Source organism: Pseudomonas sp. 21615526 (assembly GCF_013386245.1).
Classification (GTDB): Bacteria; Pseudomonadota; Gammaproteobacteria; order Pseudomonadales; family Pseudomonadaceae; genus Aquipseudomonas.
Genome location: NZ_JACAOM010000149.1, coordinates 1 through 11,391, shown reverse-complemented (window position 1 = coordinate 11,391; position 11,391 = coordinate 1). Strand labels below are relative to the sequence as shown.

Sequence of the window (11,391 nt, the reverse complement as noted above, 5' to 3'; positions counted from 1 at the left end):
ATAGCGGCCATAACCGCAGCAACGGATATGCACCCAATACCGCGGAGCTACAAATTCCGGCTATGCCGATAATCACTGACCGCCTCATACACCGCCTTACGCAACCGGTTAATCCCCCCAATCGGCCGATGCGCCTCCACCCCAAACCACGGATTAAACGACTGATTATCACAAGCCAGATTCAACGCCGGCGTATCAAAATCCTGCGCCGGAATCACCACCTTGGCCACCGTCTCAAACGGCGCATCACTCTCTTTCCATTCAATGCTGGTGTCCTCGATCGGCATGAACTTCTGCGGATTCTGCCGCTGAATCTGCAACACAAAACACGCCGCCACCCGGTCCGTCGACAGTTGCTGATTCAACGCACTGCGCAAAAAGTTCGGCAGGTCCTGATTCTGTTTGGGCAGCACATACGCAGGACACCCCTGGGGATCCGGCGCCACCCGAAACTTCGCATTCGCCGCCCCGAACTTATACGGCGACACCGAGAAATACGTCGTCTGCGTAGGACTCACCGGCGGCGGCGCCAACGTCGCCAGCGCGATAAACAAATGCCGCACCTGCCAACTGCGCGGATCCACCCCGGGGAAAAACGCCATGACTTTCTTGCCATCGGCCTGAGCCGAAATGTTCTGCGCATACTCCGCCACATCACTGACGAAAAAGTTCGGATGGCTGAACATCACAAAGTCCTGCTCACCCCGCGCCTGCTGATCCGCCAGCAGCTGTTTGCCTGGCACGTCCAGCAACTTGATCGCCATCCCCCGGGCATCCCGGATGCTGTCGAACTGCGGATACGCATTGCCGTTGGACAGTCGCATCATCGCCTGCCAGGTCTTGCCCGGCTCGGCGAACACGCCCTGGCGCAGGGCCGGGTCGAGGTCCGCCAGTACGCTGACCTCGGCCTTCACGCAGCCATGGGCCTTGGCATGCGCATCCCGCAGGTAACGCGTGCCTTCGCGGTGCTGGTCGACAATGCGCACGGCGGTCTGGATGATGCCCTGGGTCATGGCCGCTTCACCCGGCGGGATCTGTTCATCCGGCGATACCGGGCCGCTGTGCTGCCAGGCAAACCACAGGGTGGACAGCAACCAGCCCAGCAGGCCCAGGCCCACCAGCCACAACAGGGTCTTGCCGAGAAACGCGCCGAGGCGCAGCCAAAGTCGAGCGAGCATTTAAAAATCCTTTTCTGCGAAGTCGGTTGGGTCAGGGCAGTTGCTGTTCCAGCGGGCCGCCCAGCACTTTCAAATATTCCACCAGCGCCCAGCGTTCCTGGGGCAGCAAGCCTCGGCCAATCACCCCGTTGCCACGCTGCCCGGCACGGAATTCGTGGCCGCTGTTGTGGTTGCCGGTGATGCGCGTATCGAACAGGAACGCGTTGGGGAACGCGGCGGTTTGATAGCCCAGGTGGCGCGGGTCGTATTCGAAGGTGCCTTTATAGAAGGTCGGGCTGCGCTCGTCCTGAGGCGAGAGCAATTGGTAGATCGTCGGCACCGAGCCGTTGTGCAGGAACGGCGGTGTCGCCCACACCCCGGCCAGGGGCCGTGCCTTGTAGGCACGCAATTCGCGTACGCCGATCGGCAGGCCGAAGCCGTCCAGGCGCGGGCGTTCGGCAGGTGTCACACCGGCGGCACGGTAGGCGTGGTCTTCGACAAAGGCGGTGATGTAGGCCAGGCCTTTGGCTGAAGAGAGGCTGCGCAGGTCCAGCGGCTCGGTGGGCGTGGGGTGCAGTTCGACGTTCATTTTCGCCAACTCCGCCGGGTCCCATTGCAGGGCGCTGAGGTCGAAGCGGTGGTCAGCGATATTGTTGGCAGTAGCGGGGTCGGTGCCGATCACCTCCACCGGGAGCATTTTCAATTGTCGCACCGGGCGGCCATCGACCTGGGACACCGCTGGCACGTGGCAGCCGGCGCAGTTTTCCGCGAACAGTGCGCGACCCTGGGCGGCCAGCGGTTTGTCGATGGCGCCGAACAGGTCTTCGGGCCAGGTGGGGGGCTTGAGCCGTTGCAGGGTTTCTTCGATGGTATTCAGGTCGCGAACCCGCACGCTGGAGGCGTAGCGTGCATCGCCCTGGAGCGGCTGGCCGGCGCTGTCGAAGAAGTCCAGGGTGGCGCCGACGCCCAGGGCTTCGCCGATATTGCGGGCCATGGGTTGTTGGGCCGAGCCATTCCATTGCACCCAGTCGAAGGTCCAGATGTCCCACAGTTGCGGGTAGTCCACCGGGGCGTTGGCGATGCGGTAGTTGTCGGGGGAAATGGCGTCGCCGAAGCTGGCGTTGGCGATACGGCCAAAGGCGTCGGTGCGGCCCGGGCCTTCTTCGGTGGGGTAGAGGCCACGGTGGGTGTCGTTCCAGGCGACTTTGAGGAAGTTGTTCAGGGACTTCTTGAAGTCCTGGCGCAGTTGCGCTGCGGTCTGGTCGTTGTAGTCATGGCCCAGCACGGTGCGGGCAAAGCGCTCGAATTTCCACGGGTTGTAGTAGGTCGAGGCCAGGCTGGCGACCAGTGCCTGGCCGAAGCTGCCGCCGCGCAGGGTCGGCACGCTGGACGGCAGCACATGTTGCGCCGGGCCACCGTCGATCCGCAGGCCCTGGCCTTTGAAGTTCAACTGGCCGGTGTGGCAGGCGGCGCAGGTGATGTCGAGGAACTCATCATTGCTGCCGGCATTTTTATGCCGGGCGAAACCCACCGGCAGGTTGCCGGGGTTCTGCGCGGTGGGCACTTGCCTGGGATCTACCAGGAAACCGAAGCGCGCCAGGTACTCGGGCGTGGCGAAACGCTGTTCGGAGAACGGCAGCTCCAGTGCGGTAAACCAGGCATAACGCAGGCCCTTGACCTGGGTGCCCTGGGGGGTGAAATAGTAGGTCTGGCGATCTGCGGCGCTCCATTGATCCTGATAGTGCACCTGTTCCACCGGCACGTAGACCGGCAGCTTCGGGTTGACCACGTAATAGAGCACCACCGCCAGGACCAGGCCCAGCAGTATGAAAATCATCAGCAAAACACGGGAAAAAATGCGCAAGATAACTATCCTTGTCGAGTTGTAGCGTTCTTATGCCATCAGGCCAGCAGTGCGGCAAGTGGCCATGAGTCTCGTTCCAGCGCTGCTGCCGTCCGTTGCAGGGCCCTGGATTGAATGAAAATGCTTTTAAACACGTGAACTTATCAGAAGTTTCCTGCTCACATGCCGGTAGCCATTGGTCGTGGCCGCCTGATAAGCTCGCGACTTTACTCGAATGCCCTTTTGGCACACGAACAAGGAAATAGCATGAAACAGCATCGGTTGGCGGCGGCGGTGGCCCTGGTTAGCCTGGTACTTGCGGGTTGTGATTCGCAAACCAGCGTAGAGCTGAAAACCCCGGCGCAAAAAGCTTCCTACGGTATCGGCCTGAACATGGGCAAAAGCCTTGCTCAAGAAGGTATGGATGACCTGGACTCCAAAGCGGTAGCCCAAGGCATCGAAGATGCCGTCGGCAAGAAAGAACAGAAGCTGAAAGACGACGAGCTGGTCGAAGCCTTCGCCGCACTGCAAAAACGTGCTGAAGAGCGTATGGCCAAGATGAGCGAAGAGTCGGCAACCGCCGGCAAGAAATTCCTCGAAGAAAACGCCAAGAAAGACGGCGTTGTCACCACTGCTTCCGGTCTGCAATACAAGATCGTGAAGAAAGCGGACGGTGCTCAACCCAAGCCTACCGACGTAGTGACTGTTCACTACACCGGCAAGCTCACCAACGGCACCACCTTTGACAGCTCCGTGGATCGCGGCAGCCCGATTGACCTGCCGGTCAGCGGCGTGATTCCGGGTTGGGTCGAAGGCCTGCAACTGATGCACGTTGGCGAGAAGGTCGAGTTGTACATCCCGTCCGACCTGGCCTACGGTGCCCAGAGCCCGAGCCCGGCGATTCCAGCCAACTCCGTGCTGGTATTCGACCTGGAACTGCTGGCCATCAAGGACCCGTCCAAGGCAGACGCTCCTGACGCACCGGCGGCTCCTGCTGCCAAGAAGTAATCAGCGCCTGAACACACAACGCCCCGTCTCGACGGGGCGTTGTTGTTTCTGGCCTGTGCGATCGTTCCCACGCTCTGCGTGGGAATGCATCCGGTGACGCTCTGCGTCACCATTGCGCATTGCTCAAGCCTAGCGCTAACAGCGAGCGCGGAGCGCCACAGGCGGCATCCCCACGCAGAGCGTGGGAACGATCAGCTGAATCCAGGGCAAATTCAACCGAACCCATGCGGGCTAGAGCAGTCTGATAAAAGACCCGAGTACGGGTAGACGCAGATTATCTCCAAGTCAATGAATTCTTGGGTTTTTTTTATGTGCGCAAAAAACGCCCGATCTGACTGTAGGCCTTGTATTACGTGGCTTTCAGCCTGGAAAATAGGCTCTGTTCACAAGGTTATCCACAATTTGTGTGGATAACCTTTTCTGTCGCCTGGAACTGGAGTGACGATGAAAGCCCCGTTTAATTTCACCCGCTTCCTGCCCATGGCTGCTCGCCTGCTTGGCCGTGGGCGCTTGCCGACGTTGCTGTTCGCGGTCGCCGCCAAAGGCTCGAGCCAGGGCAACCGGCTGGGCAAGCTCAAGGACGACCTCAAGCTGCTCCAGGCCTTGTGCCTGGCCTACTGGCGCGGCGAGTACCGGGCCATCAGCCCCAAGGCGCTGATTTCGGTAGTGGCAGGGTTGATGTACTTCCTGAGCCCGATTGACGCGATCCCGGACTTTATCCCGGTGTTCGGCATGCTCGACGACATTGCTGTGCTGGCGTGGGTCATGAAGACCCTCGACGGCGAACTGAGCGCCTTTCGCGCCTGGCGCGAGCGTCAGCTCCCCGAGAAACTTGCGGTGGTTGAGCGCCTTCCTGCGACGCCTCAGCTGCTTACGCAAGAACACCTGAAAAAAAACTGAACCTTGGGAATATCCCCCTGCGCTCTTTGTGGCTGTTAGGATTACACTCCTAAGGAAAGTACTTACGAAGTAAGTGTTGTGATCCTACGGGGCAGTCATGGATATTCAGATAATTACAAAGGATGGCGAGCCCGAATATGCGGTTCTGCCATGGGCTCAGTATCAGGCGCTGTTAAAAGCCGCCGGTCAGCAACAGCCAACGCCTCCCGCTTCGACCATTAGCCAAGCCACTGCCGAACCGGATCTGCGCCCCCTGGAGCAGCTGCGAAGCCTGCGCGAGGCCAAGGGCCTGGCCATCGAGGTTCTGGCGCGCACAGTGGGCATCAGCCCGTCTTACCTGGGCCTGATCGAAAGCGGTGAACGCCAGCCGGACGCTGCCATCCGCCGCAGCCTGGCCTGGGAACTTGGCGTTGCAGGTTGGAGGGACGAAACGTGAGCGTACGCATCAGCCGTCAACATTGGGATGGGTTACTCAACGAGCTGGACCAGGCGCGCCGACAGCGCCACCTCTTGACCTACCGCGCCTTGCTGGAGCGCCTGCAATTTCCCACGCCGGCCATGCAGACCCTGACGGCTGCGCTGGAGCACCTGGCGGCGCTGGATGCCAAGGCCGACCAACCACTGCGCAGTTCCCTGGTGATCAGCCAGGGCGCCAGTCGCCTGCCACGTACCGGTTTCTTTGAATGTGTGGAGCGTCTCGGGCGCTTCTGCGGGCCGTCCGATGGCGTGGCCGCGGCGTCGTGGCACGCATCCGAAGTGGTGCGAGTATTTGAGTACGATTATCCAGAGTCAGCGGAGGCGTAGTGTTCTGGAAGCTCAAGGCGTATGCCAGTTACTGGCTGGCGCGCAAGTTGTTTCATTGGTCCTGGTTCGTGCGACAGCCGCGTGGCTGGCAGTGGCTTGAAGGCCAGTTCGCGCGCATGGCCAATCTGGGCGACGTAGGAGCACAGAGTTTCTACGGACATATCCTGACGTTTCGTGGCAAGGGCCTCGGCGCCCGTGAAGAAGGCGTGCGACTGTTGCGGCTGGCGGCCCTGGCCGGCGACGGCAAGGCGGCCTACCAGATTGGGGTGTTGAGCCTTGCGGGCAGCCTTGGCAAGGCGCCTGATCCGCTGGAAGCGGCACGCTGGTGGAAAATCGCCGCCCGAGCCGGGCACCCGTTGGCGCAGATGCGCCTGGAGCAACTCTGATCTAGAGCGGCTGCGGTTCTGCCTGGCCCAACTCCAGGCTGTCAATCACATGAATGCTGTAGCCCGCCACGTTCTTCGCGTGGTGCTTGGCTTGCGAGGCCAGTTCCGCCAACTGGCTGGCATCGAGTTGTCCACAGGCCTGTGGATACAAATGCACCACGCCGATGGACAGCGACAGCAGCGCAAACTCCTGGCGCACGCCCTGGCGGTTCAGTGCAACGAAACAGCCCGCGTCCAGATGCTCGCTGCGATAGAAGCGCCGGCACTGGGTGTGGAAGTCGTCCAGCAACTGGTTCAGCCGCTTGCGCCAATCCTGCGGCCCCAGCACCAGCAAAAAGTCATCACCGCCGATATGCCCGACGAAGTCGCGGCTGGGGTCTACCCGGTCGTTCAGGCATTGCGCCAGGCACAGCAGCACTTCATCGCCCCGGCCATAGCCGTAGATATCGTTGAATGGCTTGAAACTGTCGATATCGACGTAGCAGATCACAGACTCGCGTTGTTGCTGCAACAGCCGCGTCAGGCACTGCTGGATGGGGACGTTGCCCGGCAGCAAGGTCAGCGGGTTGGCATAGCGTGCCTGCTGGATTTTCAGCTCGGTAATCAGCTTGAGCACATCGATCACCCGGCCCAACCCCAGATAATCGCCGTTGATGGTGATGATGAAATCTTCCTCGATCCGCTGGCGTGCGCGACTGGTAAGCAGGCGGCTGACCTGCTGCAAGGACTGGCTCAGTTCCACCGCGAGAAAGTCATCACTCATCAAGCGGCTGATGGGCTTGCGGGCGAACAGATCGGTGGCGAACGGCTTGAGTAGCGCATCTGACAGCGAGTGCCGGTGCACGATGCCAATCGGGTGGCCACGCTCATCCAGCACCGCCAGGGAATTGAGGTTGGCCTGGCGCCGGAAGGCTTCCAAAACCTGCGCCGTGGCAGTGTGCTGGCCCACGGCCGGTTGTTCGTTGAGCAGGGCGCTGAGGTCGCTGCCTTCGTCGTTCAGCGCGACGTTGGCGTTGTCGGGCTTGGGCAGCATCAACCGCGCTTCCTGCGGCGGGTGTTCCTGGGGGCGGCAGAGCAGGTAGCCCTGCACCAGGTCAACGCCCATTTCCGTGAGCACCGCCAACTCTTCCGGCAACTCGATGCCTTCGGCGATGACCTGGGCCCGGGAGGCCTTGGCGATTTGCAGGATGGAGCCGACAAACTCGCGCTTGAGGGCGTCCTGGTGGATGCCGTCGATAAAGTGTCGATCGATCTTCACGTAGTCCGGGCGCAGCTCCGACCACAGCCGCAGGCTGGAATAGCCGGCACCCAGGTCATCCAGGGCAATCGAAAAGCCCATGGCGCGGTAGTGGTGCAGCGCGGTTTGCAGCAGTTGAAAATCGTCGGTCGGGGTTTGCTCGGTCAGTTCGATCACCACCTGGCTGGGCGGGATGCCGAAGTCGCTGAGCAGTTGCAGGGTACGGCCGGGCTGGTGGGCGGTCTCCAGCAGGGATTCGGGTGAGACGTTGAGAAACAGCTTGCCCGGCAGTTTCTGCTCGCTGAACCGCCGGCAGGCACTTTCCCGGCAGACCATCTCCAGCTCACTGAGACGCCCGGCGTGACGGGCCACGGAGAACAGTGCGACAGGAGAGTGCAACGGGCTGTTGGACGGGCCGCGACTGAGGGCTTCATAACCGATGACGCGTCGTTCAGACAGGGAAATGATGGGTTGGAACAGGCTGTGCAAACTGCCTTGAGCCAGGATTGAGCCCAATGCATTCAGCTGTTCGGTCATGGTCATGATTTTCTCGGGTCGAAAAAAAAGGACCTGCTTTGGCAGGTCCTTCATTTCACGACAGAATGATGTCTATTTGATGACACTCCGAGGAGCGTTCACATTAAATCGCCATCATTTACTGCTTGGCCACCGTCTTGCTGATTTTCAAGTAGTCCAGCAGGATGCGCCCGGTCTCGCTCAGGTAGGCATCATCTTCCGGCTTGGTTTTATCAGGCTCGGCGGCGATCGCGTCTTCGTCTTCTTTCTTCAGTTCCTTGAGCGGGGCTTCGCCTTTCGCCTTGCGGCGGGCGTTCTCCAGCACCAGTTGCTGATTCTCGATGTCGGTGTGCTGCGCACGACGGTCGGCTTCGTTCAGGCTGACGGTTTTCTCTTCCATCAACTTCTTGGCCAGGGCCAGTTTGTCGCGGATGAAGATGAACTCGGCATCCTTGGCGGAGCGGGCTTCGTGATCAGCTTTCAACTCTGCGATGTACGGTTTGAACGGGTCTACCGCAGGCTTGATCGCAGGACGGATAGTGTCCCACGGCATCGCCTCGGGCAGGGCGCTCTCGCCGATTTCCTTGGTGTCGATGATCGACGGGAAATCGACGTCCGGCAGAACGCCCTGATGCTGGGTGCTCTGCCCGGAAACCCGGTAGAACTTGGCCAGGGTCAGTTTCAGCTCGCCATGGTTCAGCGGCTGGATGGTCTGCACGGTGCCTTTGCCGAAGGTCTGGCCGCCGATGATCAGCGCACGGTGGTAGTCCTGCATCGCGCCGGCAAAAATCTCCGAGGCGGATGCCGAGAGGCGGTTGACCAGCAACGCCATCGGCCCTTTGTAGAAGGCACCCGGGTTCTCGTCTTCCAGCACGTCGACACGGCCGTCAGCGTTACGCACCAGCACGGTCGGACCCTTGTCGATAAACAGACTGGTCAGCTCGGTGGCTTCCTGCAGGGAACCGCCGCCGTTGTTGCGCAGGTCGATGACCACGCCGTCGACTTTTTCCTTCTGCAATTCTGTGAGGATTTTCTTAACGTCGCGGGTGGTGCTCTTGTAGTCCGGATCACCGGCGCGGAACGCTTTGAAGTCCAGGTAGAACGCCGGGATCACCACCACGCCGAGCTTGTAGTCCTTGCCATCCTGCTTGAGGTTGAGGACTTGCTTCTGGACAGCCTGGTCTTCGAGTTTCACCGCTTCACGGGTGATGGACACGATTTTGCTGGTCTGGTCGTTCGGTGCGTTGGTGTGCGGAATCACTTCCAGGCGCACCACGCTGCCTTTCGGCCCGCGGATCAGCTTGACCACTTCATCCAGGCGCCAGCCGACCACGTCAACCATCTCTTTGTCGGCCTGGGCCACACCGATGATCTTGTCGGCCGGGGCAACCTGCTTGGTCTTGTCGGCCGGACCTGCCGGCACCAGACGCACGATCTTCACCTGGTCGTTATCGCTTTGCAGGACGGCACCGATGCCTTCCAGCGACAGACTCATGTTGATATCGAAATTTTCCGCGTTATCTGGCGACAGATAATTGGTGTGCGGGTCGTAGGACATTGCGAAGGTGTTGATGTAGGCCTGGAAGATATCTTCGGCACGGGTCTGATCCAGACGTGCCAGCTGATTCTTGTAGCGCTTGGTCAACAGTTCCTGGATGGCCTTCGGCTCTTTGCCGGCGATCTTCAAGCGCAGGACTTCATCCTTGACGCGCTTGCGCCACAGGTCGTCCAGCTCGGCTTCGGTGGTCAGCCAAGGAGCGTCCTTGCGGTCAACCAGCAAGGTCTCTTTCTTGGTGAAGTCGAACTTGTCGACACCTTTGTCCAGCTCACCAATGGCGAAGTCCAGACGCGCTTTGACGCGGTCCAGGTAGCGCTTGTAGATGGTGAAGCCGGGCTGCAGGTCACCGCTCTTGAGGAAGTCGTCGAACTGCGTCTTCCACTTGTCGAACTCGGTGATGTCGCTGGCCAGGAAATAGCTGCGCGAGGGATCCAACAGCTTGAGGTAGCTGTCGTAAATGATCACCGAACGAGCGTCGTCCAACGGCGGCTTGCTGTAATGGTGGCGCTTGAGCAACTCGACGACGTTAAGGCTGGCAATCACCTCATCGCGATCAGGCTGAAGGTTGTCCCAGCTGTTGGCTGCGAACGTATTGCTCGACAGCGGCAAAAGGCCGATACCGATAAAAAGAGCGAGGGCGGTGCTGGGGAACAAATGCTTCATGCTGATTCGACGCGGGGGCAATTGATAACGCATATTAGGCCGTCTTTGAAGTCGCCGGTTCCATATGGGCCGGTCGCATAATGCAAAAAGCCCGACGCTACAGCAACGGGCTCAGTCCAGACTCACTATGGAGGCACTGTGAAAGCATTGCAAGGCGTTGAAGGTCATGTGGAGTGGCAAGAAGAGCCAAGTCCTACATGCGATGTAGGCCAAGTACGCATTCGCGTGGCGGCTGCGGGCCTGAATCGCGCCGATTTATTACAGCGTTCGGGGCTTTATCCGCCACCTCCCGGTGCCAGCCAGGTGCTGGGCCTGGAGTGTTCCGGGGTGATCAGCGAAGTCGGCGCCGGTTCGTCGTGGCAAGTGGGGGATCGGGTTTGCGCCTTGCTGGCTGGCGGCGGGATGGCTGAAGAAGTGGTGGTGGATGCGCGGCATGTGCTGCCGGTGCCGGAGGGTGTGTCCCTGGTGGAAGCGGCCGGGTTGCCCGAGGTGTACAGCACCGCGTGGCTGAATCTGTTCCAGTTGGCGGGCCTCAAGCCCGGTGAGAAGGTGTTGTTGCATGCCGGCGCCAGTGGGGTGGGCTCGGCGGCGATTCAGTTGTGCAAGGCGTTTGGCAGCCCGTGCTGGGTCAGCGTGGGGTCGGCGGATCGCCTTGCGTACTGTGAAGCGCTGGGGGCTCAGGGGGGTGTGGTACGTACTGACGGCATCGAGGGCTTGAGGGATTTTGGACCGTTCGATGTGATTCTTGACCCGGTGGGGGGGAATTACGCGGCGCTGAATCTCAAGCTGGTGGCGCGTGATGGGCGCTGGGTGTTGATTGGGTTGATGGGCGGGCGTGAGGCGCAGATCGATCTGGCGCAGGTGTTGGCCAAGCGTGTGCAGGTGTTGGGGTCGACGTTGCGCAGTCGGGATGATCAGTTCAAGGCTGACTTGTTCAGTGACTTGAGCCAGCATGTTTGGCCGTTGTTTGCCGAGGGGCGCTTGAGTCCGCAACTGGCCAGGACGTTTCCGATCAAGGATGCCGAGGCTGCGTTTGCGGAGCTGGCGACTAATCGGATTTCCGGGAAGCTGGTGTTGGTGATTGACGAGAGTCTGACCTGATTTCAGATGCGACATTTGTGTTGGGGGGGAGTTGGGCTGGGTGTATATCCGTTATTTTCGTAACGGCGACTATTGGTTCCGCTCTTACAGCGGCTCACTTTTGAAGAGCGCAAAAGTAAGCAAAACGCTCTTGCCCCACCACTCGGCTCCTCGCCTAGGCTCGGTGTGCCCTCACTCCGGCTTTGGACCGTGGGCCGCCGTCATGGGCCATCCTTGGC

The 11,391-nt window shown here is 60.4% G+C and carries 10 protein-coding genes; 6 read left to right on the top strand and 4 right to left on the bottom strand.

What is annotated here, in order from left to right; all coding sequences use genetic code 11:
- Positions 1 to 47: 47 nt before the first annotated feature.
- Together HX786_RS29090 and HX786_RS29085 are read right to left on the bottom strand one after the other, a co-directional pair.
- On the bottom strand, positions 48 to 1,178 hold the full coding sequence (locus tag HX786_RS29090; protein WP_003211127.1) for a catalase family protein: 1,131 nt from the start codon (positions 1,176 to 1,178) through the stop codon (positions 48 to 50).
- 31 nt (positions 1,179 to 1,209) lie between these two features.
- The gene (locus tag HX786_RS29085) at positions 1,210 to 3,021 is read right to left on the bottom strand and encodes a di-heme-cytochrome C peroxidase (protein ID WP_178912950.1); all 1,812 of its coding nucleotides are present in this window, start codon (positions 3,019 to 3,021) and stop codon (positions 1,210 to 1,212) included.
- Between the two features lie 246 nt (positions 3,022 to 3,267).
- Here HX786_RS29085 and HX786_RS29080 point away from each other — a divergent pair, with 246 nt between their 5' ends.
- The 5 genes from HX786_RS29080 (at position 3,268) to HX786_RS29060 (ending at position 6,098) form a co-directional block, all read left to right on the top strand.
- On the top strand, positions 3,268 to 4,008 hold the full coding sequence (locus HX786_RS29080) for an FKBP-type peptidyl-prolyl cis-trans isomerase (protein WP_003211122.1): 741 nt from the start codon (positions 3,268 to 3,270) through the stop codon (positions 4,006 to 4,008).
- Positions 4,009 to 4,452: 444 nt separating this feature from the next.
- A complete protein-coding gene (locus HX786_RS29075; RefSeq protein WP_003211120.1) occupies positions 4,453 to 4,908 on the top strand; it encodes a YkvA family protein in 456 nt (151 codons plus the stop codon).
- A 97-nt stretch (positions 4,909 to 5,005) separates the two neighbouring features.
- Positions 5,006 to 5,344 carry a helix-turn-helix transcriptional regulator gene (locus HX786_RS29070; protein ID WP_003211117.1) on the top strand — a complete coding sequence of 113 codons (339 nt, stop codon included), beginning with the start codon at positions 5,006 to 5,008 and terminating at the stop codon, positions 5,342 to 5,344.
- The gene (locus HX786_RS29065) at positions 5,341 to 5,712 is read left to right on the top strand and encodes a hypothetical protein (protein WP_003211116.1); all 372 of its coding nucleotides are present in this window, start codon (positions 5,341 to 5,343) and stop codon (positions 5,710 to 5,712) included. The genes HX786_RS29070 and HX786_RS29065 overlap by 4 nt, the downstream gene beginning before the upstream one ends.
- Complete coding sequence (locus HX786_RS29060) at positions 5,712 to 6,098, top strand: sel1 repeat family protein (RefSeq protein ID WP_003211114.1); 387 nt, start codon at positions 5,712 to 5,714, stop codon at positions 6,096 to 6,098. Before HX786_RS29065 ends, HX786_RS29060 begins: the two co-directional genes overlap by 1 nt.
- 1 nt (position 6,099) lies before the next feature.
- On the opposite strand, the gene HX786_RS29055 is transcribed toward HX786_RS29060, so the two are convergent.
- Positions 6,100 to 7,878, bottom strand: coding sequence for a bifunctional diguanylate cyclase/phosphodiesterase (locus HX786_RS29055; RefSeq protein ID WP_178912949.1), 1,779 nt, complete (start codon positions 7,876 to 7,878; stop codon positions 6,100 to 6,102).
- 112 nt (positions 7,879 to 7,990) lie between these two features.
- Positions 7,991 to 10,072: a carboxy terminal-processing peptidase gene (locus tag HX786_RS29050; protein WP_023659269.1), complete on the bottom strand. Its 2,082-nt coding sequence runs from the start codon at positions 10,070 to 10,072 to the stop codon at positions 7,991 to 7,993.
- A 138-nt stretch (positions 10,073 to 10,210) separates the two neighbouring features.
- On the opposite strand from HX786_RS29050, the gene HX786_RS29045 reads away from it, so the two are divergent.
- Positions 10,211 to 11,173 carry a zinc-binding dehydrogenase gene (locus HX786_RS29045; RefSeq protein WP_087694978.1) on the top strand — a complete coding sequence of 321 codons (963 nt, stop codon included), beginning with the start codon at positions 10,211 to 10,213 and terminating at the stop codon, positions 11,171 to 11,173.
- The last annotated feature ends 218 nt before the right edge of the window (positions 11,174 to 11,391 follow it).